Consider the following 23,423-nt stretch of genomic DNA (forward strand, 5'->3'; position numbering starts at 1 on the left):
ATTGTTTTGCCGTAAAGCTAAAAAAAAAGCTTGTTGAATTAATCAACAAGCTTTTTACCTTCCTTTTTTTTTTCTATTTCTATTTAAATGTGACAGATCCGTAATCTGCCTTGACACGAATATTTCCCTTTCCACCATTTCCAATCTTTCCGGTATAATTCTTTGAATCCTCATCTTCCTGGTTACCTACCGGATGTGCTGTCACTCTATTCCCTGTTTTAAGACCGCTGTAACTGGTTTGCAAAGTGAAATCCCCGTGGTAACTGTCTGCAAAATTTAGTTTTGTATCTACATATTCGGAATTAATAGTTAAGTTTTTACAACCAGCCCCAACTTCAACTACCTCGAAATTATTATAGCTCATTCTAAAATTACCATCGCCTCTTAAACTACCGATCGTTACGTTAGCGTATTCCGACCTTAGGTCAAGCTTCCCTACCGTGCCTATTTTTATATTATTGTATTGCTGCCTGATTACCGCGTTCCCTTTAATATTATCAACTCTGACATTAGCATATTGTACATCCAGATCAAGATTATTGACATTTGTAATACTGATTCCCGATCCCATACTGCTGTTTAATCACCGCATCTCCCCTGATCGTATTAATGACCACTGTGACATATTGTGCATTCAAATCTAATGTATTAGCAGCCCCAATGGTCAGGCCAGATCCATATTGTTGTTTCACTACCGCTTTATTCACATCTGTAATCACAGTTTTGCCATACTGGACAGAAACATAATTATTAGTATTGGTTAGTTTTCCTGCAACAAAATCCCCATACTGTACTTTTGCATAAAGCGGCCCTGCGAAATCCTCCATATTGACATTCCCAAATTCCTGTGTTAAAGTCAGGGAATTCGCAGCAGGCATATATACCACATAGTTTACCTTAACCTCTCTTCTTTTATTTCTCCCTGACCATCTGTTTCCCTCGCCTATAGTTGTTTTACAAGTCACCATGTCCCCGCTTTTTTCTGCCGAAATATTTACCTGGTTGATTAATTTTTCTGTTTCTTTTTCATCATTACTATACGCTCTGATTGAAACGTCTATTTTCACTTCTTTTTTGTCCCATATCTTAATTATCATGCTACCATACTGATTATGAAGACTTATTTTATCAGTTGAACTCAAAGAAAAACTCTTGCTGAAATTTTTTGACCTCATCGGATCATTATCATTTTGCTGATTTGAACTTTGCTGAGAAGTACTTACAGCATAGGAAGTGGTACTACTCGTGCTATTTGAACTTACAGCATAAACAGGGGCCTCACTAATTTTCAAATCTGTTTCGCTCTGCGCATTGGCCAGGCTAAATGAACAAAACAGGATTCCTGAGAGGATTAACTTTTTCATATACTATTCTCCTTTTTATATTGACTGACTTCGTTAATGATTGATAATTGCTGATTTAACAGCTGGATCTGGATTTCCAGGTTCCTGACCATTGCCTTTACGACCATTTGTTGATTCGGGCTACCTGCCATTTCTTTAGTTAATCCTTCATAAGTTTTATTCAGGACTTCAAAATCTGCTTTAAACTTATGATAGAGTCAGGATTTGTCTTTGCAAAAGCCTGTAAGCTATCTTGTTTCTGTTCAATCAGATTCACAAACTTAACTTGTTTCTGTGCATAAACAGGGTTCACATCTGCGACACTTAACCTGCTTCTTTTTCCCGGAATAACATATAGGAAAGTAACGCCCAGCACAACGATCAGTGAGGCGGCGATTCCCGCCCACAGCTGTATATTAAACGCTGCTTTTTTTTTTTTTTTTTTTCTGCTTTTCCTTTTTATCCAGCTCTGCTTCAATTTTATCCCAGAGCCCCATTGAAGGCCTGTCGGTATCAAACTCCCGCTTGTTATCTCTGATAAAATCTTCCAGTTTAGTATTCATCTCTTGCTCCTTTCTTTTCTAATATATTTCTCAATTTCACTTTTGCTCTCATTAATTGTGACCTGGAAGTAGCTTCCGAGATTTTAAGAATATGGGAGATCTCTTCATGGTCATACCCTTCAAATAAATATAAAGTAAGAACTACTCTATAGCCATCAGCTTTTATCGGCCTTTTATCGCAGCTTTCACCTCTTCAACTCTCCATTCCAGATCTTCCTGATCGGCTGAATCCTCTGCAGGAATTTCCACACCGTCCAGACCAATAAACTCCATCTTTCTTTTCCGCAGACAGTTAATTGATTTGTTAACGATGATCTGTTTTAACCACAAGCCGAAGGTCGTGTCTCCTCTAAAATCACCAATCCTCATAAATGCGTCTAAAAAAGCTTCCTGTACAACATCTTCAGCCTCAGCCTCATGGTTTACAATCCGTAGTGCTGCACTGTACATAGCTCTTTCGTACAATTTGTATAATTCAAATTGTGCTGTCCGGCTACCTTTTCGGCAGGCATTAACCAGGTCAATATTTTTATCTATGTATACTGCTTCCAATGTCTTCGTATTCGTTATAAATGACAGGATGATTTTGCAAACGTTGCATCTTATTGAAAAAACTTTTCAATATACCTCGTTAAATCAATAACCGTTTATAATATATGGCTCAAAATGAATATTTTTTTGCGGCTTAATCCGATGAAAAAATGTTAAGAACAACAACTTGCGGAGCGCTGACGATTGAGAATCTAGGCGAAAACGTAATTCTGTGCGGTTGGGTACAGAAATCCAGAGACTTGGGAGGAATGACTTTTATTGATATCCGTGATCGTTACGGTATCACCCAATTGGTTTTTAATATGGATGATAACACTCAGCTCTGTGAAAAAGCCCGCAGTTTAGGTCGCGAATTTGTGATCAAAGCAAGCGGACTGGTTGTTGAGCGTTCCAATAAAAACCCAAAAATGCCAACGGGAGATGTGGAAATAAAAATCACTGACCTTGAAATATTGAATGCATCGAAGATCCCGCCATTCTTAATTGATGATGAGACCGATGGCGGCGATGATTTGCGCATGAAATATCGTTATCTGGATTTGAGAAGGAATCCGGTAAGAAATAATATGGTTCTTCGTCATAAAATGGCACAGTCTGTAAGAAGATACCTGGGCTTTAGATTTTATCGAGGTGGAAACTCCTGTGCTGATTAAATCTACGCCTGAAGGTGCAAGGGACTTTGTAGTTCCAAGCCGGATGAATGCTGGTGAGTTCTATGCTTTACCTCAATCTCCTCAAACCTTTAAGCAATTACTGATGGTTTCTGGTTTTGACAGATATTTCCAGATCGTAAAGTGTTTCAGGGATGAAGATTTACGTGCTGACAGACAGCCTGAGTTTACTCAGATCGATTGCGAAATGTCATTCATTGAACAAGAAGATATCCTGAACACTTTTGAAGGACTGATCCGTACCCTGTTCAAAGAAGTTAAAAACTTTGATTTACCTGAGGTTCCAAGAATGCAATATGCTGATGCGATGCGCTGGTATGGTTCCGATAAACCGGATACACGTTTCGAAATGCGCTTTGTTGAATTAAATGAAGTTGTAAAAGGGAAAAACTTTCCTGTATTCGATAACGCTGAATTAGTTGTAGGGATCAATGCAAAGGGTGTGCGCATTATACGCGCAAACAGATGGATGAACTGACTGACTTCATTAAACGTCCTCAAATCGGAGCTACAGGCCTGATTTATGCAAGACACGGTGAAGATGGTTCAATCAAATCTTCTGTGGACAAGTTCTATACTGAAGAAGATCTGAAACAGTGGGCTGAGTCTCTTCAAACACAACCTGGCGACTTAATGTTGCTAATGGCCGGAACTAAAGATAAAGTACGTAAACAATTAAGTGAATTACGCCTTGAAATTGGTACCAGACTAGGTTTACGTGATAAAAACGTCTTCAGTGCTTTATGGGTACTCGATTTCCCTCTTTTAGAATGGGATGAAGAATCTGAGCGCTATCATGCTATGCACCACCCTTTTACATCTCCTAAACCAGAGGATATCGCGATGTTAGATACCAATCCTGGTGAAGTAAGAGCCAATGCTTACGATATGGTAGTTAACGGAACTGAAATAGGTGGTGGATCAATTCGTATCCATGACCGCACGTTACAAGCATTAATGTTCAAACATTTAGGCTTTACTACCGAAGAAGCTCAAAAACAATTTGGCTTCCTGATGGATGCTTTTGAATTCGGAGCTCCTCCACATGGTGGTATTGCTTTTGGTTTTGACAGACTTTGTTCAATTTTCGCTGGTTTAGATAGTATCCGTGATGTTATCGCCTTCCCTAAAAACAATTCGGGAAGAGATGTGATGATTGATAGTCCTTCAACTATCGACGAAAAACAGCTTAAAGAGCTAAAAATAAAAACCGATTTATAAAGAACATTTCAGAAGGGCCTTAACAACCCACTGTTCTTCAAGCAGAAAAGCCTTTCAATTAAAACTGAGAGGCTTTTCTATTTACAAAAATGACGGTACGATATATTTACCCAAGATTTCAAAAGCCTGTTTATTTTTAAACGAACCGTAATTCCCTTGTGTAAAAACAATCGTGAGATTTAAATCCCTGAGCATAAAGATAAACTGACCTCCGTTACCGAAGCAAACAAACAATAAATCTTGCTGAAAGTCTTTTGTTTTCAGGAGTTCACGATACCAATAGTACCCGTAATAGGTAGGCTGCGGTAACAGGAGCTGACTTCTGCTGAATTTCGCATTGGAGAAGTCAGGAATAGGGATATCACACCGGGTCGACTGACTGATCCATTGCTCAGAGATGATCTGTTTACCCTTCCATACTCCCTTTCCTTGTACCAACATCCCCAATTTGATCATATCCGCAGGGCGTATGTAAAACGATCCCGCAGTCATGCCATGTCCTGTCGGGTCAATAGTCCACTTATAGTCAGAAATTCCGAGAGGTTCAAATAGATACTTCCTGGAAAATTCCATTATTGTCATTTTCGTCGCCTTACTAATGATCCCACTCAAAATCATAGGATCAATGGAAGTATAGGACCATACTTCTCCGGGCTTATACTTCATTGGCAGATCCAGCGAGAATTTCACCCAGTCTTTACTCAAACTCATCTCATCCTCACAGTCTTTAGTCTCATTAAATTCCTCACAATCAAATCCAGATTTCATTTCAAGGAGGTTTTTAATCGTCATTTCCTTTTTAAGCTTATCCCTCTTAAAAGCAGGATGCTCTGGAAAAAACTCATAAACCTTCTGATTGACATCTTTAATCAGCCCCTTATCGATTGCAATTCCAATCAACAAACTAGTCACAGATTTAAAAGAAGAACGGGAATCATGCAAAGAATCCCGATTAAAGCCATTAAAATAATGTTCATACATTGGTTCATCGCCTTTGAAAACTAAGACACTATGGATTTTCGGATATTGTCCATGCTCAATTGCATTGGTCATTTGAAGTAAAAGTGAATCCTTATTTATTTTCGCGTCCTGCGCAGCAGCAGTTAAATTAACAAAAAAAAACAATATGCACACAATAGTTACATTTTTCATTCCCCTAAGATATATAACATTACCTTTATGTTAAACAAGAAATACATCCAATATTCCGATCCCATGTCTTTACCAAATATATTTGCTTCTTATTTCTGATTTTACTGATCCAAACTACTCCTTTTTTTCACAAGCACAATTATCAGAAAATGCTTTCCACCGTATTGATTCACTAATCAACGTTAAGAATGCTAAACCATTCAATGGCGTAATCATCATTGCCAGCGCAGGAAAAATCATATACAAAACTCAAAACGGTTCTCCTGTTCCCGGTCAAAAGATACCTTTCAAGGAAACTGACCAATTTGTGATTGGTTCTGTCAGTAAACAAATCACGGCAGTACTGGTCTTACGGGAATTGGATAAGAACAGACTAAATCTTCAGGATCCCATTAGAAAATACCTTCCCGAATTAGAAATGTCATGGGCTGATACAGTTACAATTCATCAGTTATTAACTCATACCCATGGAATTACGGCGTTGAATGAGCCCCTGGCCTATCCTGCCGGCTCCCAATTTAACTATTCAGCCATCGGATATCAGTTACTGGCAAAGATTGTGGCTAAAACATCCGGGAAATCCTTCCCGGAGCTATCCAACGATTTATTTCTCATCTGTGGAATGACAAACACCTTTGATTCCAATCTGAAAAACCACAAAAAACTTGTCAATGGTTATATCGAAAAAGAAGACGGGAAACTACACCCGGAAACCAGCCCCCTGGAAGAGTTTACCCCAGCGGCAACCTTTATCTCGACCGCAAGAGATTTAGTACTCTGGAACACCGCTCTGCACTCAGGAAAGCTTCTTTCCCCAGCCACCTACAAACTGATGGTTACCCCATACGCTACCCGTCAGCATGTTTTTTTAGGAAAAACAGATTACGGTTACGGGCCTACAATCACCAATACTGACGGCCTGACGCAAATAGGTCAAACAGGATATATCCCTGGGTTTGTCTCGATGGATTATTATTTCCCTCAGACAAAAACCAGCATTATCATTCTAGAGAACACAGCATGGAGTTTAAACGATCTTTCAAAGACTTTTAGCTATCATTTACAAGCCTTAAAAATTTCTGAAAGAGGCATTACTTAAGTAATTGTGATGACTATTTAGAAGAGGCTTCCTTAAGATGTGCATCAATTAACTCAATCATTGCAGAGAACTCTTTAGGTTCATAACCAATAGACTGATAAATAATCTTTCCCATTTCATCAACAATTATATTTCTAGGGATCGATTGTAGTGCAAATTTACTAAAGACTCCCCTATCAACGTCCGGAAGAATAGGAAATGTAAAGCCCTTCTTCGTTTTAAAAGGGATTAGTTTGTCCCAGCCCTCTTCCCGTCCAAATACAAAAAACGCAAAGCCAGGATTATCCTTATATTTCTCCCAGATCCGTTTCTGAACTTCCGGTAGTTCCGCATTACACGGAGGACACCACGTTGCAAAAAGATTAATCAGAATTAGTTTCCCTTTATAATCATTAATAGAAACCGTTTTTCCTTTCTCAATTTCGAAATTAAAACCCGGAACTACATCACCAACCTTAGTTAAGGTTCCCCTTTTTCCTGTGCACAAGAAACAAAGGGCAGTAAGGCAAACAGCAAAACAAAATATTTTAGCTTCATCATAAAGGACTTGTTTAACACAATAATACCAAATAAAAACATCTTTTTTCTTTACATGCAATCTGATCTAAAATTTCTCCTCCTGATTTTTCCAACTGGTTTTTCCTTCATGTCTTTCCAACCGGTTTCTCCAGGCCATCTTATCTAACATTTCTCCTCCTGGTTTTTCCAAGTTGTCTTTCCAACCAAATATGCTCCATCTCTCCGTCCAACGCATTAGGTCATGTAGTTTGACATCGAAAAAAAAAAAAAATAAGGCGCTATATATAACTGACATTGTTCATAATTCATGAACGCGGTCAGTTATATATAGCGCCTTATTTTTTTTCGCCGGGCGAACCCCTTACTTAAAAGGTCTCACTATCAGGAGGAATCCCATAATCCACAAACCCTGGTTCCTTTTCTTTTTTCTTTTTCCCTGTAAACAGTCCTTTAACCGTATTAAATATTGCAGAAAGATGTTCAGCATCAAGCGTCTTGCCCACCTTACTTGTAGCCAGTCCCACTAATGCTTTTGTAATAAATCCAGAGCCTTTAAACAGTGTGCCGTTCATCAGAATAGGCAATACCATAGACATCAGTTTACTGCTGATATTCAGTTTATCGTCAACCTTTAAAAATGCAGACGGTGTAGCATATTTTTTAATCAGGCTACCAAAGGTAAACTGCTTCAAATAAACCTTTACATCATCCTTTATCATCTCTTCCTGCATCTTATAATCAACCTTAAGACCAATCAGTCTAACGTTCAGATCCTGCAGGTTATTGATCTCATACTTTTTGCTCATCTTCCTCGTCCTCCTGTAGTTTTTTAAAATATTTTCTGATTGTGAAGTTGACAATAGCCTTTTCAATGAATTTTTCTTTAGTCATGTATACAACAACCGCCAAAAAAACGTAAAGCAGTGCAACACAACCAAAACCAGCGGTATAGCTGGCGAAAAGAGTAGATAAAAAGAGTGCAAGAGTAACAGTTCCCAAAATAAAAGCCAATACAAAACAAATAGCTACAATAGCATTAGTGACCAGATCAGCAAATACTTTGGATGACCTTTTAATGAACACCAGACGTGCATATTCTATACGTGTATCTACATATGTCCTGGCCTCTGAGAATAATTCCTCAATATTCTTTTCTTTCTTTTCCTCCATTGGTATTTAAAATTAACTTCTTCTTTAACCTCCAGTATTACTCCTAATCACACATTATCAAGAATAATATTGCTTAAGCGTGTTCAGCGTCGTCTACAAATTCTTCTTCAGCTTCATGCAGTTTACTTTTCACAGAACTTACTACTTTATCTTTCAGGCCAGTTAAATGATCAATTTCATCAGCGGCTCTTTCTTTTAACGCATCACCAAGCTCTTTTAATGACTGATTTAATCTGTCACGGGTCTCACTTCCTTTTTCGGGCGCAAACAACAATCCCAATGCTGCACCAGCAGCCAAACCCGTTAATAATCCAATTAATACTTTTGAGTTATCGTTCATGACTTTAATTTTTATGTTTAATAATTGATTTTGTAGCGGTATAATTGATAATAGGTGATATTATTTGTTATAACTCTTTAGCCGCGGAAATTGTTTTAATATTTCTGAGAATTTAGCAGAATAATTGCTACCTGGCGGATACCAAAGATAAACCAAAGGAGCCATGACAAGCATCGTCCTCCGATAATTTTAACAAAAAAAGACGCGCCGATTAGGTATCCAGATTTATTGCCTTCATCTTATTGTAAAGGGTTTTTCTATCTATATTTAAGATCTTCGCTGCCTTTGTCTTATTGAAGTTCACTTCACGAAGGACTTTCAATATCGCTTCATACTCGGCTTCTGAGGCGGCATTTTTCAAGTCCCTTGATTTCTCATGGTTTCTATGAATCGTATTTTCAATAGCAGTTACCTTTGCATCTGTAGAGATTTCAAGCGGAAGTGCTTTAAGCTGGATTTCATCAGATTCAGTCAGTAATGTTGCTCTGCGAACCACATTTTTCAACTCTCTGACATTTCCCGGCCAGTTATAGCTTAGGAAACACTCTTCCACATCTTTAGAAAAGCCCAATACATTTCTGCCCAGTTCTTCATTAGCGAAGTCAAGAAATGTTTTCGCGAAAATCATAATATCTTTTCCTCTCATACTCAACGGAGGAAGGTTGATTGCGAATTCATTAAAGCGATGATATAAATCTTCTCTGAAACGCCCTCTCTGTATTGCTGTAGCCAGGTTCTCGTTGGTTGCAACAATGATTCTGACATCAAGATCAATTTCTTTAGTACTACCAATCCGTTTAATCTTTCTTTCCTGAACAGTTCTCAGCAAAGCCGCCTGTAAATCGTAAGATAAGTTCCCTACTTCATCCAAAAAAAGTGTTCCACCGTTTGCCATTTCAAAATGGCCTATTTTTGTATTCAGGGCTCCTGTAAAAGATCCCTTTTCATGCCCAAAAAAAACTCACTTCCGGCCAATTCTTTTGTTAAAGAGCCACAATCCATAGCAACAAAAGGATTATCTCTTCTTGGACTATTTAAGTGAATAGCTTTCGCTACGGACTCTTTTCCAGTACCACTTTCACCAGTTAAAATTACACTGTAAGATGTTGGTGCTACCAACTGAATTTGCTTTAACAACTCTTTAGAAGCCTGGCTTTGCCCAGCCACAAAATTCTCTACCTGGTTATAGACTGGTTTCGAAGTTTTGGTTTTTTGCACCTCAGATCTTGCACCTTCGGCCGTAGTATCATTCAGCGCGATCTGTGTATCTATCGCCTTATTTATGGTATTTAAAATCTCATCTGGATATAAAGGCTTCGTAATATAATCGTAAGCCCCCAATTTGATTAGTTCAACAGCAAGTTTGATATCCGAATAACCAGTAATGATAATTACGCCGGTCTGGGGATAATTCTCTTTAATCTTAATGAGCATTTCCTTTCCATCGGTATCTTCCAGCCAGCCTGTAGTCACATAAAACAAGGTCATACTGATCCTTACTCAGGTAGTCTTGTGCAGAAACGCCACTGGTCGCGGTATTCACACTAAACCCATTTCTGGTTAAGAATTTTGACAGTAATAAACCTATATTAATTTCATCATCTACTATTAGTATCCTTTTCATATCTCGCAACAAATTCTAAACTTATTCGATGATAAATATAAAGAAATATTTTATATGGGAAATATTTTCTACACTTATATATTCATATTCCCCTTATTCGCATACTTATCCCCCGAGACGCATCATACCATCCCTCAACAAAATTTAAACCATTTAAAGTTAAGCAGTTATCTACCTTTGAAATCCGCACGTCGTTTTTCAAGAAAAGCACCTACACCTTCTTTGAAATCTTGTGTACCAAAACATTTACCAAACTCTTCAATTTCAATCTCAAAACCGTTTACGTCCTCATTTACAGCGGCATTAACAGACTTTATTTTATTGCTGCTGATTGCAAGAGGCGCACGCTGTTTGATTTTGTTCAGAATTTCTTCGGCTTTGGCAATCAGCTCTGCAAGAGGCACTACGTGATTTACCAATCCGATTTTCTCCGCCCTGTCGGCAGTAATCATATCAGCTGTAGTAATCAGCTCTGCTGCTCTTCCTTTACCAATAAGTCTTGTCAATCTTTGTGTCCCGCCGTAGCCAGGGATCAAACCTAAAGTAACTTCTGGTAGTCCCATTTTAGCTGTATCAGCAGCCACACGAATATGACATGCCATAGCAAGCTCCAAACCTCCACCTAAAGCGAACCCATTAATAGCTGCGACAAAAGGCTTGCTGCAGTTCTCTATTGCATTAAAAACATTCACTTGTCCATTTCTGGCCAAAGCCTCTCCTTGTTCTGTATTATAAGCTGAAAACTCCGAAATGTCAGCTCCTGCAACAAATGCCTTTTCACCTGCTCCTGTTAAAAGAACTCCTCTGACCTCTTCTGTTTTTGAGGCAAATGCAATAACGTCTGCCAGCTCAGTCAGCGTATCTTTATTCAGCGCATTTAACTTTGATTCACGGTTAATGGTTACGTAAAGTATATTCGCTTTAATCTCTGATAGTATATTCTGATAGATCATAATTTAAAAATTTCTGTGTTCATTAGCCCAATCGCGGATATAATCAACGATAGTCACCATTGTTGTGCCCGGTGCAAATAACTCTCCCACTCCGATTTCTTTGAGTTTCTCCATATCTGACTCAGGAATTATCCCGCCGCCGGTTAATAATACGTTAGTAAGCTGCTTTTGTTTCATAAACTCAACAATTTTAGGAAAAACAGTCATATGGGCTCCTGATAAGATAGAAACACCTATAGCGTCTACATCTTCCTGCAACGCAGTATTTACCACCATCTCGGGAGTTTGTCGTAAACCTGTATAAATCACTTCCATACCAGCATCCCGTAAAGATGTTGCAATCACTTTTGCTCCCCGGTCGTGTCCGTCCAGGCCTACTTTGGCTACTAAAATACGAATAGGCCTATTTAATGTTTTGCTCATAAATTATACCGATAATCCATCGTAAATGTAAGTAAATTAGCTCTTTTATATTAACTTTGAATATAAATTTACAGTTTTTATGAGTGAGGAAAGATCATTGAACTTTATTGAAGAGATCATTGAAAACGATTTAAATAGTGGAAAGTACAAAACTTTAGTTACACGTTTTCCACCTGAACCTAATGGATATTTACATATCGGTCATGCTAAGGCTATTTGCCTGAACTTTGGCTTAACCCAGAAATACGGTGGTTATACCAATCTGAGATTTGATGATACAAATCCTGTAACGGAGAAAACCGAATATGTAGACAGCCAGCAGGAAGATATCAGGTGGCTTGGTTTTGAATGGAAACATGAATTATATACTTCAGATTATTTTGATACACTATATGATTTTGCCGTTAAACTGATAGAAAACGGTCTTGCGTATGTAGACCATGGTACTGCTGATGAAATTGCTGCCCTTAAAGGCACGCCAACAGAGCCAGGAACTGACAGCCCATACCGCAGCCGCAGTATTGAGGAAAACCTAAATCTGTTCAGCAGCATGAAAGCTGGCGAATTTGAAGACGGAGCTTGTATTCTGCGTGCTAAAATTGATATGTCAAGCCCTAACATGCTGATGCGCGATCCGATTATCTATCGTATCAAACATGCAGAACATCACCGTACTGGCAATACCTGGTGTATTTATCCGATGTATGATTTTGCACATGGACAGAGTGACAGTATCGAGGAAATCACACATTCTATTTGTACGCTGGAATATGTATCTCACCGCGAGTTATATGACTGGTTTATTGCGCAGCTGGGTATATTTCCTTCACATCAGTATGAGTTTGCCCGTTTAAACCTTACTTATACAGTAATGAGTAAACGTAAATTGCTGCAATTAGTAAATGAAGGTGTAGTAACCGGATGGGATGACCCGCGCATGCCTACAATCAGCGGTTGAGAAGAAGAGGCTATACGCCCGAAAGTATCCGTGAATTCTGCGAAAGAATCGGAATTGCCAAAAGAGAGAATCTGATTGAACTAAGCTTACTGGAATTCTGTGTTCGTGAACATTTAAATAAAACAGCTAACCGTGTAATGGCAGTTCTTGATCCTATTAAATTAGTGATTAAAAACTATCCTGAAGGTAAAGAAGAAATTCTGATTGGGGAGAATAACCCTGAAGCTGAAGATAAAGGTGGTTTAAGGGAAATTCCTTTCAGTAATGAACTTTGGATCGAACGTGAAGATTTCATGGAAGAGCCAGCTAAAAAATGGTTCAGACTTGCGCCTGGTGCAATGGTAAGATTAAAGAACGCCTACATTGTGAAATGCGAAGATTTCAAAAAGGATGCTGACGGAAATATTACTGAAATCCACTGTACTTATATTCCTGAATCTAAAAGCGGTGAAGATACGAGCGAAATTCATGTTAAAGGAACTATCCATTGGGTAAGCATTAAACATGCTAAAACTGCTGAAATAAGAATTTATGACCGTTTATTCTCAGTAGAATCTCCTGACAGCGAGGAAGGTGATTTTAAGGATTACCTGCATCCTGATAGCGTAAAAGTTATTAAAGAAGCTTATATCGAGCCTTATCTGGCAGGTGCTGATCTTGAATCAAGATATCAGTTTATTCGTAAAGGATACTATTGCCTGGACAAAGATTCTACTGCTGATCACCTGGTATTCAATCAGACCGTTGGTTTGAAGGATGCATGGGCGAAAGCGAAAAAGTAATTCACTAAAAATTCCTGAATTCTTTGAGTTTGGGATTGCATATTTAAAGACAGACCGCTTCATAAATTAAAACATGAAGCGTTTTTTTTTATGGCTATTGCTTCCAGTATTTTTTTTCAAGCTGCCTGCAATATGCTATCGCAATAGCTGAAAAAACAGGTGGGGACTTAGTATATTTAAGTGCAGCCTTATTATAGAGACAGATTTTTTAAGTCAGCTAAATCTTCCAATATACATCAAGGGCCTTTGTATTGATTTTCTGAGCTTGTAATGGCAAAATAAATAATAAAAAAAAAAAAATACCGCACTTAACACCTTTCCTACCGTATATATCAATTATAAATACGCAGCTTAAATCTATCTATAATATCTTAATTAATACTTTTGATACAGATTATATAAAATCATTTTATCGCCATCAGTAAGGACCGGACTAATGTCTATTTGTACAAAGTGACGTTTAAAAGCAATAATTGCCGCTGACAGGTTACTTACATCATAGCCAATAATACGCAGTGCGATTGCTGGATCAAACTCTACAGGAGGAATCTGGAGTACTGTATCGTACCACAATCCAAAGCCTTTATCGGCAAGCTGCTTCCATGGAAATTTATTAGGATCCTGCTTGCGTTTTGGTGCGATATCTGAGTGACCTATGATATTTGAGGTTGGAATATTATATTTTTTCTTCAGAGAAGTCAGCAGAGACAATAAACTATTCATTTGTGCATCAGAATATGGTTCATTACCATTGTTATCCAGTTCAATACCCAGAGAACAAGAATTCAGATCGTATTCATTTCCCCATTTAGCTACGCCAGCATGATTTGCACGCAGATAATCATTGACCATCTGTACCACTTTTCCATCTCGTCCAACAATGTAATGCGCACTGGTCTGCGTTTCTTTCTTGATAAAAGCTCTGATAGTTCCATCAGTTGAAGTCATCGCTGTATGGTGAATAATGATAAAGTTAGGCTTACGGATACCAAAATTCACAGAACCAACAAAAGATTGCTGATCAGCCGGAAGGGTCTCAATACTTTGATTTAGCGGAGGCATGGCCGTCAGGATCCCGCCAAATTCTTTAGCCTGATTTTTATAGATTTTATTAGTCGCAGCATATTTGTTCGTTGAACAGGCGGCAAGAAAAAACAAAGGAATACTAAGCAGTAAAATATTTTTACTTAAGGGGATTTGTCTCATAATAGGTAATTATAAACGGTGAAATTACTAATATTTACATAAATGCATTAGAATACGCTAATCTTTATGCCCGGGTTATTATTTTTCCTAATTTAGTTGCGTTATAAAAAATTACCATGAACAAAACTACCAAAGCAGCCTTATTTTTAGCAGGATGCTCGATCATTGCAGGTTTAGGATCCTGTACGAATACATCGGGAACCAAAACAGCGACTACCACTACTGAGAAGCCAGGTACAGTCAAAGACAGTTTACAGGAATATGTCCATAAAAGACTGGATATCTATGAAACAGTTAAATTAACGACCAATCTGAATGTGCTGAGTGCTAATGAGCGAAAAATACTTCCTTTGCTTATTCAGGCCGCACAAATTATGGATGAATTGTTCTGGAAACAAGCGTATCCGCAGCGCGACAGCCTGATGGCAGGATTGAAAGATGAAAAAACCAAAGAATTTGTAAGAATAAATTATGGTCCATGGGACAGGTTGAATGGCGATAAACCATCATTGCTGCTGGCATCGGAAGTAAACCAGAAGGGGCTTCATTTTATCCTGCAGGTATGACTAAAGCAGACCTGGATAAATCTACACTAAAGGATAAATTCAATGCATATTCGGTCATTCAGAAAGACTCTACAGGAAACCTTGTTAGTGTTCCATATCATGTATTATTTGCATCAGAACTTCAAAGAGCTTCCAGTTTATTAAAACAGGCAGCATTAATGACTGAGGATGCAGGTTTCAAAAAATACCTGAACCTTAGAGCTGATGCCCTGATGAACGATAATTTCAATGCCAGTGATTACGCATGGCTGGATATGAAAACCAATATTCTGGATATCATTATTGGCCCGATTGAAAATTACGAAGACAAAATGTTTAACGCCCGTACTTCTTATGAGGCTTATGTTTTAGTCAAAGACAAAGTTTGGAGCAAACGTCTGGCAAAATATGTAAGTATGCTACCTGAATTGCAAAAAGGATTACCGGTAGCAGAAAAATAAATACAAGAAAGAAAAACCTGGTACAGATTCAGAATTAAACGCTTATGATGTGGTTTACTATGCTGGAGATTGTAACTCAGGATCAAAAACAATAGCTGTTAATTTACCGAATGATGAGGTTATTCAACAGAAAAAAGGAACCCGCAGATCACAGTTGAAAAATGCAATGAAAGCAAAATTCGATAAGATCCTGGTACCTATTGCAGCAGAATTAATTGATAAAGATCAGCAGCAATATATAAATTTTGATGCCTTTTTTGCCAATGTGATGTTCCACGAAGTGGCACATGGTCTGGGTATCAAAAATACAGTTACTGGTAAAGGTTTTGTCAAAGAAGCTCTTAAAGAACAATCCGGCTGGTTAGAAGAAGGAAAAGCAGATATTCTGGGACTTTACATGGTAACCGGCTTATTGAAAAAAGGTGAATTAACAGGTGATATTAAGACCTACTATACTACCTTTATGGCTGGCTTGCTTCGTTCAGTAAGATTTGGCGCATCAAGTGCTCATGTAAGGGTAAGGCTAATATGCAGTGTTTCAACTTTTTCAAAGAGAAAGGCGCATTTGTAAGAACAGCGAACGGAACATATAAAGTAGATTTCGCGAAATTCCAGACTGCAATGAATGACCTCAGCAATGTTATCCTTACCCTGCAGGGTAATGGAGATAAATCAGCTGTAGAGAAAGTACAAAAAACTTACGCAGTAATCAGTTCTGAACTGCAGGCAGATTTAGACAGATTAAGTAAAAAAGGAATTCCGGTAGATGTAATATTCGAACAGGGAGTTGATGTATTAGGCGTAAAGTAAATAATTAAGCCGTGTCAATCCGTTTTAGGACGGAATAACACATAAAAAAAGCCGTTATACTAATAATGACGGCTTTTTTTTTATGTGTTATTTTAAGCAGGAAGGTGTTTTAAAATGATATTTTCCAGTTCCTGAATATCGAAAGGTTTTGATAAATAACCATCTGCACCAGCCTGATCTGCCAGGGACATTACATCATTATTGCAGCAGAGAAGTAGATGACAGGTATATTTTTGAGCGTTTTCATCGCTTTTTAGCGCCCTGGTGGCATCAATACCACCTACGTCAGGCAACCAGTTATCCATAAAAATGATGTCTGGTATATAAGCCATAACCTGATCTATAATATTATTCGAAGTAGAAGACGTTTTGATTTCATAACCTGCGTCTTCCAGAATAAAGGTACATAGTTCAAGTATGTCGGTATTATCATCAAAAATGAATACTTTTTTTTGTTCGGCCATTAACAATGTAGATTAGGACAACAAATTTATGAATTCTGCCATATCTTCAATGCGTAAAGTGTAATCTATTTTAGCATGAATAGAAGCCTGCTGCGGCATATAGGAAACTTGTGCCGTCGCAGGGTCTTGAATTGCAGTAATCCCACCCCATGCTTTTACACTAATCAGACCATTTACCCCATCAGAATTGGACCCCGACAGTAATAAACACACTAATTTTGTTCTGTAAACTTCAGCCGCCGTGAAAGGTCGCATCTATTGCCGGCCGGGAATAATTTATTTTTTCTGAATAGTCAAGGGAAAAACTCTTGTCTTTTTCGATCAGTGTATGATAATCTGAAGGAGCAACATAGATTGTTCCCGCGCGAATAGGTTCTTTTTCATCGATTTCCTTAACGATCAGATCGGTCCTTCCTGAGAGTAATTCCGGTAACAGGGAATCTGCCCCATGTTTTCTGTGAACCACAATAATGATAGGAAAACTAAGCGTATCGTCAAGCGCCGGCAGCACTTTCAACAGTACATCCAGGCTTCCGGCAGACCCTCCTATGATTAATGCTTCACATTTTTCCATCAGCTTACTTTCCTCCAGATTTTTTCTGCAGGAATTCTTTTATAGTTTTTCGAGAGCGGAGAAAAATCCAGTGTTTCTTTGCTTCCTAAGGCAAGATACCCCAATCCTTCCAGGCTTTCATCAAAAAGATTTAAAACCTTATGCTGTAAATCCCTGTCAAAGTAAATCAACACGTTACGTTACGGCATAAGATCAGCTGAAACTCATTAAAGGAATGATCTGAGACCAGGTTATGCGTTGAAAAAATGATCTTACTTTTTAACTCATCACTGAATTTAGCGAGTGAGTAATTTGCAGTATAGTAACTTGAAAAATCTTTTATCCCGCCAGATAGTATATAGTTCTCTGAATACTGCTTCATCTGACTCATCGCAAACATACTCTGTGCTGCCTTCTCCAGTACAACAGGGTTTAAATCTGTCGCATAAATCAAAGACTTATGCAATAAATTCAGTTCTTTCAGGATAATAGAAATAGAATAAGCCTCTTCCCCGGTTGAACAACCTGCCAGCCAGATCCTTATAAAAGGATAAGTCCCCAGTTTTGGCAAAACGACATCTCTTAATGTTTTAAAAAATCCGGGATCCCTGAACATCTCTGTCACATTTACAGTAATCTGTTCAACAAACCTTTTAAAATAAAAGTTATCATTATTTATTTTGTACCGGAATTCAGCAAAAAACTCACCTGCTTATCCAGTGAATATAATCTGAGTATTCTTCTTTTGATAGAAGCTTTGGAATAACCCGTAAAATCGTACCCATAATATTCCAGCAGGTCTCCCAGTAAAATTTCGACCTGCTCATCAGTAATCACAGATAGTTCCTGATTCATCTAAATATATTTAGCTAATAAAGCTGTTAAACTGTCTACATTAATCGGTTTTGACACATAGCCTACCGCACCAGCATTCAAACAACGCTCCCGGTCTCCAAGCATCGCCTGTGCGGTAACAGCAATTACAGGGATCCCCTTTAATTCCGGATCGTTACCCATTATAGCCATTGCTTCATACCCATCCATACCGGGCATCATCATATCCATTAATACCACCGCAATATCTTTTTGTTCTTCGAGCAGTTGCAACCCCTCTTCTCCGCCAACTGCAGAAAGACATTGATAACCTTTAGATTTTAATACCGCTTTTAGCGCAAAAATATTCCTGTTATCGTCATCTATAATTAATATTCTCTTCTTTTCCATACCTTAAAACATGGTGGTTTTTTTTTTAGTTTTTATCATAAAGCCATACACGCAATAAAGAAATCAGCTGATCTACATCAACTGGTTTAGAGATGTAGTCAGATGCACCTGCAGCGATGCATTTCTCCCTGTCTCCCATCATTGCCTTCGCAGTAACAGCAAGGACAGGTAAATGTTTGAATGCATTTATTTTTCTAATCTCCTTAGTACTTTCATATCCGTCCATTTCCGGCATCATCATATCCATCAGTACAATATCTACCGATGGGTTATCTTTAAGCAATTGCAGCGCCTCTTTTCCATCTGTAGCGGCCAATACTTTCATCTTATGCTGCTCAAGAGCTTTGGTTAAAGAAAAAATATTCCTCACATCGTCATCAGCAATCAATACTGTTTTGTTATGCAGCACCTCATATAATCCCCCCAGAGTTGTCTCTTTCGTTTTTTTCGTCTTGCTTTCTACAGATTTTTCTTCCACCAAATGAAGGAAAAGTCCCGCTTCATCAAGAATACGCTGATAAGAATGCGCTGTTTTTACAACAATAGAGTCCGCATACTGTTTGATCCTTCGTTCTTCTCCCTGAGACAAGTTTTTACCTGTAAAAATGATGATCGGAAGATTTTCTAATCCTTCGCTCTTTTTAATCGTTTCCAGTGTCAGATAAGCATTTTTATCCGGAATACCCATGTCTAGAATTACACAGTCGACCTCTTTGCGCTGGAGCGCATCAACACCTTCTGCGACATTGTTGACAACCTCTGTCTGTATTTCATGGTTGCTTAAAAAGTAGCTAAGCGCTTTTGCATGCTGTTGATTTTCTTCAACAATCAGCACTTTTTTAGGATGACGGCTTAAAGCATGTTCTAACTTTTGAAAAATCTGCTGCATATGTTCCAGTGCAACTGGCTTATTGATAAAATCAACAGCCCCCATTAACAAACTTTCTTTTTTCACTTCCAGCGAAGACATAATATGTACAGGAATTGGTCTTGTTGCCGGGTTCGCCTTCAATTCTTCCATGACCTGCCATCCATCTTTTACCGGCAGCTGAATATCGAGCAGGATTGCTAAAGGCTTAAAATGATTAGCCAGGTCAATTCCAATATCACCCCTTACAGCAACAATTCCCTTATAATTACGCTTACGTGTAAAGCTTAACAATGCCTTTGCAAAAGCAGTATCATCTTCAATAATCAGAATAACCTTATCCCCTTTTACAATGCTTGCACGATCATCTTCGATTTCCTGCGGAATATGATCTACCGTAAAGCGTTCTGGCAACATGGCTTCTTCCACCTCAACCAGCGGAGTATCGGTATAATCATAGGTGGCATGAATTTCTTCATCCAGTTCAGCAGCAATACCATCTATTGGTAAAGTAAGGCTGAAAGTACTGCCCACATTTTCAGCACTGTTCAATTCTATTTCGCCACCCAGTAATTTAGCTAACTCACGGCTGATAGAGAGCCCTAACCCGTACCGCCAAATTTCCTCCTTGTCGAGCCATCTGCCTGCTGAAAAGCCTCGAAGACAAGACCTTGTTTAGATAAAGGAATCCCAATCCCGGTATCAGTTACTTTGAAAATCATGGCATTATTAGCAGGATCACCATTAATATTTAAGATTACACTTCCCTTAGCAGTAAACTTAATTGCATTGGATAATAAATTCTTTAAAATCTGTTCCAGACGCATTTTATCTGTGTGAAGTATCGAAACTTCACCTTCCAGCTCAATCTTAAATTCCAGGTTCTTATTTTTCGCTATCGGATTAAATAAGGAACGCATATCTGACGACACTTCATTCAGGCTAATATCAGCCAGCTCAAGTTTCATCTTTCCTGCTTCAATTTTAGACAGATCCAGAATCTCATCTATTAGCCCCAATAATCCCTGCCCTGAACTTTGAATAACCTCAGCATATTCAATATATTCAGGATCCAGCTCTTCATTATCAGACATTAATTTAGACAACAATAAAATAGAGTTTAATGGCGTCCTTAACTCATGTGACATATTGGCCAGAAACTCCGATTTATATTTTGTGCTTTGCTCCAACTGCTCTGATTTCTGCTGAATCTCCATATTATGCTCATGAATCATCTGATTTTTTTCTTCCAGTAAAGTTGTTCTTTCTTCTAATTCCTGATTACTTTGCAAAAGTTCTTCCTGTTGCACACGAAGCTCTTCTTCTGAGGTCTGTATCTTTTGAGTTTGTGCTTCCAATTCAGCATTTAAACCTTCCAGTTCACTATGCTGTGCTTGTAGTTCTTCGGACTGTGCCTGCGTTTCTTCCAGAAAATCCTGCAATCTTTTACGATTCTGAGCCACGTGTACAGCAACACCTATATTCGCAGAAATGCTATTAAAGAAGGCTAACTGCAACGGACTAAAGGTATTCATAGAGCCAAACTCCATTACACCAACAACTACATTATCTCTGATAATAGGAACAGCAACAACGTTTTTAGGTTTAGTATTCCCTGACGCATAACTGATTGTTAACTCGCCATCAGGAATATCATTAATCAGGATCTGCTTACCCGACTTCAATGTCTGTCCAATCAATCCTTCTCCTTGTTTCAAGATTTCTTTTCGCTGACCTGCTAACAGCGCATAACTTCCAACCAGATGAAGCAGCCGATCCTCTTCCAGGATATAAAATGCAGCAATCTGAGCATTCGTATGCTGAATTATATTTTCCAGAATATCGTTGGCTAAGACTTCTAAATTTTTCTCACCAACCATTTTATCATTCAAATTAGCGATACCAGACTGCAACCATTCTTTGTCTGCCAATAAAGAAAACGAATACTGTAAGGACTCAGCCATTGAATTTAGTGACGCGGCCAACCGGCCTAAGCCATCCTCTGATAATTCATCAAGCCTGATCTGATAATTCCCACTTGAAATCTGTGCCGCAATATCCTGTATTACCTGGATCCTTCGGTCAACTTCTTTATTGGTCTGTGTTCAAGTTCTTCCTGTAACTTCATTCGTTCATTAAAATCAGAAGAAACCCTGCGGTAAAAGAAGATAGTGATCAAAATAGCAAGAAATGCTGCAAGCAGGATTAAAACCGGAGTAAAATCAGCCAGTTTATTTTGATTAGCTGTACGCGAGGTTAGTAAATTCTGTTCCTCAGCCTGCATGGTTTTGATTACTTTCCTGGCATTATCCATATAGGCTTTACCAGCCAGCAAATCGCCAATACTGACAGAACCGCCTTTCCTTTTAATTGCAATAGTTTTTTCAAGGATGCTTAAACGTCCCTCTATTGTTTCCCGCAGCTTATTAATATTAACTTGCTGAGCCGGATTGTCAGTAGTTTGACGTTGCAAAGTATCCAGCAAAAGAATCGCCTCTGCTTTAGCTCCGTTGTAAGGCTCAAGAAAAGCCTCTTCTCCAGTTAACAAAAAACCTCTCTGCCCTGTCTCCGCATCCTTCAAAGTTGATAAAACACCTTCGGTATGCCTTATAATAGAATTACTGTGAGAAACAAGTTTAGAATTTTTAATCAGGTTACTGATACTTACATAAGAAGCAAACGAGCTGATAAAAAGCAATAACAAAGATAACCCTAATCCAAAACGCAGGTTATTTTTTAAAGTTTTCTTGATCATAAAAAGGAGATATTTTTAAGCTGTTTCAGTTGTTGAAATTAGAGGAATGTTGAAATAAAATTCAGACCCCTCTCCTAAAGTACTATTCACACCCACAGTTCCGCCATGTCTTTCAATAATCTCGGCAGATATATACAGACCAATCCCAAGACCCTGGAAATGAATAGATGTTTCTTCGACCCGATAAAATTTATCAAAGACATTTTTTTGCTGCTCCGGCTGAATCCCTATCCCAAAATCTCTGACAGCAACAATCACACGATCCCCATCAGCAGTCACCTTAAGGTGAACCTCTGTTGTTCCTGGAGCATATTTAATAGCATTGGTCAGAAAATTTACACACAACCTGCTCTCCGCATTTCATCAGCAAAAATATCCATAGGCACGTGCCCGGTTTTTGTAATTGTAAATTCAGGATTAGATTGATGAATAACTTCCAGAATACCATCCAGAAGCATATTTAAATTGAAATATTTCTTGTTAAATTTCAGCTTACCACTTTCAATCTTAGAGATATCAAGCAGGTCTGCAATCAGGTCATTCAGTTTATCTAATTGCAGCTGTGCCTTTTTCAAATGTTTTTTTACCGTTGGAATATCCCCTTTATCCACACTTCTTTCCAGGAGCTGTACATATCCCTTAACACTGGTTAATGGAGTCTTTAACTCATGACTGGCAATACTGATAAATTCATCTTTTTTCCTTTCGGCTCTTTTTCTGAATTCAATCTCTTCCAGCAGTGTTTTCTGAATTTCTATTAATTTCCTGCTTTGTTCATAAATCCGGTAAAAAGTTTTCACCTTCAATAACAAAATATTAATATCTACAGGCTTAGTAATGTAATCAAGACCTCCAGAAGAATAGCCTTTAGTAATAAAACTTAATTCAGTATTTGCTGCTGATAAAAATATGATTGCCGTTTCTTTGGCTTTGCTATATCCAGCGATTGCTTCTGCAACCTCAAACCCATCCATTCCTGGCATCTGAACATCCAGAATAATTAATACATAGGCTGTTTTAAGTACTTTTTTCAAGGCTTCTTCACCAGAGGAAGCTGTATCGACTTCAAAGTTGTGTCTTTCGAGAACTTTTTTGAGAGAAATTAAATTCTCCGGTGTATCGTCTACAATTAGGATCATTATGATGAATAAATAATACTTCAACTAT

General features: G+C 38.2%; 28 protein-coding genes and 5 pseudogenes. 7 read left to right on the forward strand and 26 right to left on the reverse strand.

Features of this window, described 5'->3' with window-relative positions; all coding sequences use genetic code 11:
* Window positions 1-79: 79 nt before the first annotated feature.
* The 7 genes from ACWYN3_RS28385 to ACWYN3_RS28415 are packed head-to-tail and all read right to left on the reverse strand — an operon-like array spanning window position 80 to window position 2,458.
* Complete coding sequence (locus ACWYN3_RS28385; protein WP_456217338.1) at window positions 80-571, reverse strand: hypothetical protein; 492 nt, start codon at window positions 569-571, stop codon at window positions 80-82.
* On the reverse strand, window positions 537-1,364 hold the full coding sequence (locus tag ACWYN3_RS28390) for a hypothetical protein (protein WP_456217339.1): 828 nt from the start codon (window positions 1,362-1,364) through the stop codon (window positions 537-539). Before ACWYN3_RS28390 ends, ACWYN3_RS28385 begins: the two co-directional genes overlap by 35 nt.
* On the reverse strand, window positions 1,361-1,495 hold the full coding sequence (locus ACWYN3_RS28395; protein ID WP_456217340.1) for a hypothetical protein: 135 nt from the start codon (window positions 1,493-1,495) through the stop codon (window positions 1,361-1,363). The genes ACWYN3_RS28390 and ACWYN3_RS28395 overlap by 4 nt, the downstream gene beginning before the upstream one ends.
* Window positions 1,496-1,524: 29 nt before the next feature.
* Complete coding sequence (locus ACWYN3_RS28400; protein WP_456217341.1) at window positions 1,525-1,719, reverse strand: hypothetical protein; 195 nt, start codon at window positions 1,717-1,719, stop codon at window positions 1,525-1,527.
* A gap of 40 nt (window positions 1,720-1,759) precedes the next feature.
* Window positions 1,760-1,906 carry a hypothetical protein gene (locus tag ACWYN3_RS28405; RefSeq protein WP_456217342.1) on the reverse strand — a complete coding sequence of 49 codons (147 nt, stop codon included), beginning with the start codon at window positions 1,904-1,906 and terminating at the stop codon, window positions 1,760-1,762.
* A complete protein-coding gene (locus tag ACWYN3_RS28410) occupies window positions 1,896-2,072 on the reverse strand; it encodes an RNA polymerase sigma factor (protein ID WP_456223179.1) in 177 nt (58 codons plus the stop codon). The genes ACWYN3_RS28405 and ACWYN3_RS28410 overlap by 11 nt, the downstream gene beginning before the upstream one ends.
* Window positions 2,069-2,458 carry an RNA polymerase sigma factor gene (locus tag ACWYN3_RS28415; protein ID WP_456217343.1) on the reverse strand — a complete coding sequence of 130 codons (390 nt, stop codon included), beginning with the start codon at window positions 2,456-2,458 and terminating at the stop codon, window positions 2,069-2,071. The genes ACWYN3_RS28410 and ACWYN3_RS28415 overlap by 4 nt, the downstream gene beginning before the upstream one ends.
* A gap of 149 nt (window positions 2,459-2,607) precedes the next feature.
* Between ACWYN3_RS28415 and aspS the strand changes: the two are divergent.
* A pseudogene (aspS, locus tag ACWYN3_RS28420) lies at window positions 2,608-4,350 on the forward strand (aspartate--tRNA ligase).
* Between the two features lie 81 nt (window positions 4,351-4,431).
* Here the strand turns inward: aspS and ACWYN3_RS28425 are convergent.
* The gene (locus tag ACWYN3_RS28425) at window positions 4,432-5,502 is read right to left on the reverse strand and encodes a serine hydrolase domain-containing protein (protein WP_456217344.1); all 1,071 of its coding nucleotides are present in this window, start codon (window positions 5,500-5,502) and stop codon (window positions 4,432-4,434) included.
* Window positions 5,503-5,584: 82 nt separating this feature from the next.
* On the opposite strand from ACWYN3_RS28425, the gene ACWYN3_RS28430 reads away from it, so the two are divergent.
* Complete coding sequence (locus ACWYN3_RS28430; RefSeq protein ID WP_456217345.1) at window positions 5,585-6,601, forward strand: serine hydrolase domain-containing protein; 1,017 nt, start codon at window positions 5,585-5,587, stop codon at window positions 6,599-6,601.
* Window positions 6,602-6,614: 13 nt separating this feature from the next.
* On the opposite strand, the gene ACWYN3_RS28435 is transcribed toward ACWYN3_RS28430, so the two are convergent.
* The 7 genes and pseudogenes from ACWYN3_RS28435 to ACWYN3_RS28465 all read right to left on the reverse strand — a co-directional run bounded on the left by ACWYN3_RS28435 (window position 6,615) and on the right by ACWYN3_RS28465 (window position 11,630).
* On the reverse strand, window positions 6,615-7,088 hold the full coding sequence (locus ACWYN3_RS28435; protein ID WP_456217346.1) for a TlpA family protein disulfide reductase: 474 nt from the start codon (window positions 7,086-7,088) through the stop codon (window positions 6,615-6,617).
* Window positions 7,089-7,485: 397 nt separating this feature from the next.
* Window positions 7,486-7,926, reverse strand: coding sequence for a hypothetical protein (locus ACWYN3_RS28440; protein WP_456217347.1), 441 nt, complete (start codon window positions 7,924-7,926; stop codon window positions 7,486-7,488).
* On the reverse strand, window positions 7,910-8,290 hold the full coding sequence (locus tag ACWYN3_RS28445; protein ID WP_456217348.1) for a phage holin family protein: 381 nt from the start codon (window positions 8,288-8,290) through the stop codon (window positions 7,910-7,912). Before ACWYN3_RS28445 ends, ACWYN3_RS28440 begins: the two co-directional genes overlap by 17 nt.
* A gap of 73 nt (window positions 8,291-8,363) precedes the next feature.
* Window positions 8,364-8,630 carry a YtxH domain-containing protein gene (locus ACWYN3_RS28450; RefSeq protein WP_183880163.1) on the reverse strand — a complete coding sequence of 89 codons (267 nt, stop codon included), beginning with the start codon at window positions 8,628-8,630 and terminating at the stop codon, window positions 8,364-8,366.
* A 211-nt stretch (window positions 8,631-8,841) separates the two neighbouring features.
* Window positions 8,842-10,254: pseudogene (locus ACWYN3_RS28455) on the reverse strand (sigma-54-dependent transcriptional regulator).
* Between the two features lie 167 nt (window positions 10,255-10,421).
* Window positions 10,422-11,207 carry an enoyl-CoA hydratase/isomerase family protein gene (locus ACWYN3_RS28460; protein ID WP_456217349.1) on the reverse strand — a complete coding sequence of 262 codons (786 nt, stop codon included), beginning with the start codon at window positions 11,205-11,207 and terminating at the stop codon, window positions 10,422-10,424.
* Between the two features lie 3 nt (window positions 11,208-11,210).
* Window positions 11,211-11,630: a cobalamin B12-binding domain-containing protein gene (locus ACWYN3_RS28465; RefSeq protein ID WP_456217350.1), complete on the reverse strand. Its 420-nt coding sequence runs from the start codon at window positions 11,628-11,630 to the stop codon at window positions 11,211-11,213.
* 79 nt (window positions 11,631-11,709) lie between these two features.
* Between ACWYN3_RS28465 and ACWYN3_RS28470 the strand changes: the two are divergent.
* Window positions 11,710-13,370: pseudogene (locus ACWYN3_RS28470) on the forward strand (glutamine--tRNA ligase/YqeY domain fusion protein).
* A 375-nt stretch (window positions 13,371-13,745) separates the two neighbouring features.
* Here the strand turns inward: ACWYN3_RS28470 and ACWYN3_RS28475 are convergent.
* The gene (locus tag ACWYN3_RS28475) at window positions 13,746-14,576 is read right to left on the reverse strand and encodes an N-acetylmuramoyl-L-alanine amidase (RefSeq protein ID WP_456217351.1); all 831 of its coding nucleotides are present in this window, start codon (window positions 14,574-14,576) and stop codon (window positions 13,746-13,748) included.
* A 116-nt stretch (window positions 14,577-14,692) separates the two neighbouring features.
* Between ACWYN3_RS28475 and ACWYN3_RS28480 the strand changes: the two genes are divergently transcribed.
* From ACWYN3_RS28480 to ACWYN3_RS28495, 4 genes are read left to right on the forward strand one after another with little or no spacing between them, the layout of a single operon-like run.
* On the forward strand, window positions 14,693-15,142 hold the full coding sequence (locus ACWYN3_RS28480) for a hypothetical protein (protein ID WP_456217352.1): 450 nt from the start codon (window positions 14,693-14,695) through the stop codon (window positions 15,140-15,142).
* Window positions 15,139-15,582, forward strand: a complete 444-nt coding sequence (locus tag ACWYN3_RS28485; protein WP_456217353.1) for a dipeptidyl-peptidase 3 family protein — start codon at window positions 15,139-15,141, stop codon at window positions 15,580-15,582. The genes ACWYN3_RS28480 and ACWYN3_RS28485 overlap by 4 nt, the downstream gene beginning before the upstream one ends.
* Window positions 15,583-15,631: 49 nt before the next feature.
* The gene (locus tag ACWYN3_RS28490) at window positions 15,632-16,153 is read left to right on the forward strand and encodes a hypothetical protein (protein ID WP_456217354.1); all 522 of its coding nucleotides are present in this window, start codon (window positions 15,632-15,634) and stop codon (window positions 16,151-16,153) included.
* Window positions 16,111-16,392, forward strand: a complete 282-nt coding sequence (locus ACWYN3_RS28495; RefSeq protein WP_456217355.1) for a hypothetical protein — start codon at window positions 16,111-16,113, stop codon at window positions 16,390-16,392. The genes ACWYN3_RS28490 and ACWYN3_RS28495 overlap by 43 nt, the downstream gene beginning before the upstream one ends.
* A gap of 92 nt (window positions 16,393-16,484) precedes the next feature.
* On the opposite strand, the gene ACWYN3_RS28500 is transcribed toward ACWYN3_RS28495, so the two are convergent.
* The 10 genes and pseudogenes from ACWYN3_RS28500 to ACWYN3_RS28545 form a co-directional block, all read right to left on the reverse strand.
* Entirely contained in the window at window positions 16,485-16,856 is a 372-nt protein-coding gene (locus ACWYN3_RS28500) for a response regulator (RefSeq protein WP_456217356.1), read from the reverse strand.
* Window positions 16,857-16,868: 12 nt separating this feature from the next.
* Window positions 16,869-17,069: a chemotaxis protein CheB gene (locus ACWYN3_RS28505; RefSeq protein ID WP_456217357.1), complete on the reverse strand. Its 201-nt coding sequence runs from the start codon at window positions 17,067-17,069 to the stop codon at window positions 16,869-16,871.
* A 19-nt stretch (window positions 17,070-17,088) separates the two neighbouring features.
* Window positions 17,089-17,430: a chemotaxis protein CheB gene (locus ACWYN3_RS28510; protein WP_456217358.1), complete on the reverse strand. Its 342-nt coding sequence runs from the start codon at window positions 17,428-17,430 to the stop codon at window positions 17,089-17,091.
* A pseudogene (locus ACWYN3_RS28515) lies at window positions 17,430-18,264 on the reverse strand (CheR family methyltransferase). Before ACWYN3_RS28515 ends, ACWYN3_RS28510 begins: the two are co-directional and overlap by 1 nt.
* Window positions 18,265-18,633 carry a response regulator gene (locus ACWYN3_RS28520; RefSeq protein WP_456217359.1) on the reverse strand — a complete coding sequence of 123 codons (369 nt, stop codon included), beginning with the start codon at window positions 18,631-18,633 and terminating at the stop codon, window positions 18,265-18,267. It abuts the pseudogene before it with no gap.
* A gap of 25 nt (window positions 18,634-18,658) precedes the next feature.
* Window positions 18,659-20,053 (reverse strand): response regulator, encoded by a 1,395-nt coding sequence (locus tag ACWYN3_RS28525; protein WP_456223180.1) that lies wholly within the window; start codon window positions 20,051-20,053, stop codon window positions 18,659-18,661.
* A 9-nt stretch (window positions 20,054-20,062) separates the two neighbouring features.
* Window positions 20,063-21,576, reverse strand: a pseudogene (locus ACWYN3_RS28530) (ATP-binding protein); the annotation flags it as partial.
* A complete protein-coding gene (locus ACWYN3_RS28535) occupies window positions 21,567-22,256 on the reverse strand; it encodes a CHASE3 domain-containing protein (RefSeq protein WP_456217360.1) in 690 nt (229 codons plus the stop codon). The gene ACWYN3_RS28535 and the pseudogene ACWYN3_RS28530, both read right to left, overlap by 10 nt.
* A gap of 15 nt (window positions 22,257-22,271) precedes the next feature.
* Entirely contained in the window at window positions 22,272-22,601 is a 330-nt protein-coding gene (locus ACWYN3_RS28540; RefSeq protein WP_456217361.1) for a sensor histidine kinase, read from the reverse strand.
* Entirely contained in the window at window positions 22,592-23,395 is an 804-nt protein-coding gene (locus ACWYN3_RS28545; protein WP_456217362.1) for a hybrid sensor histidine kinase/response regulator, read from the reverse strand. The genes ACWYN3_RS28540 and ACWYN3_RS28545 overlap by 10 nt, the downstream gene beginning before the upstream one ends.
* Window positions 23,396-23,423: the final 28 nt, after the last annotated feature.

This window comes from Pedobacter sp. NJ-S-72 (assembly GCF_053890575.1).

Bases quoted from the DNA above. Each gene is read 5' to 3' on its own strand.
- ACWYN3_RS28385 (WP_456217338.1), bottom strand. From the start codon at position 571: ATGGGATCGGGAATCAGTATTACAAATGTCAATAATCTTGATCTGGAT.
- ACWYN3_RS28390 (WP_456217339.1), bottom strand. From the start codon at position 1,364: ATGAAAAAGTTAATCCTCTCAGGAATCCTGTTTTGTTCATTTAGCCTG.
- ACWYN3_RS28395 (WP_456217340.1), bottom strand. From the start codon at position 1,495: ATGGCAGGTAGCCCGAATCAACAAATGGTCGTAAAGGCAATGGTCAGG.
- ACWYN3_RS28405 (WP_456217342.1), bottom strand. From the start codon at position 1,906: ATGAATACTAAACTGGAAGATTTTATCAGAGATAACAAGCGGGAGTTT.
- ACWYN3_RS28425 (WP_456217344.1), bottom strand. From the start codon at position 5,502: ATGAAAAATGTAACTATTGTGTGCATATTGTTTTTTTTTGTTAATTTA.
- ACWYN3_RS28440 (WP_456217347.1), bottom strand. From the start codon at position 7,926: ATGAGCAAAAAGTATGAGATCAATAACCTGCAGGATCTGAACGTTAGA.
- ACWYN3_RS28445 (WP_456217348.1), bottom strand. From the start codon at position 8,290: ATGGAGGAAAAGAAAGAAAAGAATATTGAGGAATTATTCTCAGAGGCC.
- ACWYN3_RS28450 (WP_183880163.1), bottom strand. From the start codon at position 8,630: ATGAACGATAACTCAAAAGTATTAATTGGATTATTAACGGGTTTGGCT.
- ACWYN3_RS28460 (WP_456217349.1), bottom strand. From the start codon at position 11,207: ATGATCTATCAGAATATACTATCAGAGATTAAAGCGAATATACTTTAC.
- ACWYN3_RS28465 (WP_456217350.1), bottom strand. From the start codon at position 11,630: ATGAGCAAAACATTAAATAGGCCTATTCGTATTTTAGTAGCCAAAGTA.
- ACWYN3_RS28475 (WP_456217351.1), bottom strand. From the start codon at position 14,576: ATGAGACAAATCCCCTTAAGTAAAAATATTTTACTGCTTAGTATTCCT.
- ACWYN3_RS28480 (WP_456217352.1), top strand. From the start codon at position 14,693: ATGAACAAAACTACCAAAGCAGCCTTATTTTTAGCAGGATGCTCGATC.
- ACWYN3_RS28485 (WP_456217353.1), top strand. From the start codon at position 15,139: ATGACTAAAGCAGACCTGGATAAATCTACACTAAAGGATAAATTCAAT.
- ACWYN3_RS28495 (WP_456217355.1), top strand. From the start codon at position 16,111: ATGCAGTGTTTCAACTTTTTCAAAGAGAAAGGCGCATTTGTAAGAACA.
- ACWYN3_RS28500 (WP_456217356.1), bottom strand. From the start codon at position 16,856: ATGGCCGAACAAAAAAAAGTATTCATTTTTGATGATAATACCGACATA.
- ACWYN3_RS28510 (WP_456217358.1), bottom strand. From the start codon at position 17,430: ATGGAAAAATGTGAAGCATTAATCATAGGAGGGTCTGCCGGAAGCCTG.
- ACWYN3_RS28520 (WP_456217359.1), bottom strand. From the start codon at position 18,633: ATGGAAAAGAAGAGAATATTAATTATAGATGACGATAACAGGAATATT.
- ACWYN3_RS28535 (WP_456217360.1), bottom strand. From the start codon at position 22,256: ATGATCAAGAAAACTTTAAAAAATAACCTGCGTTTTGGATTAGGGTTA.
- ACWYN3_RS28545 (WP_456217362.1), bottom strand. From the start codon at position 23,395: ATGATCCTAATTGTAGACGATACACCGGAGAATTTAATTTCTCTCAAA.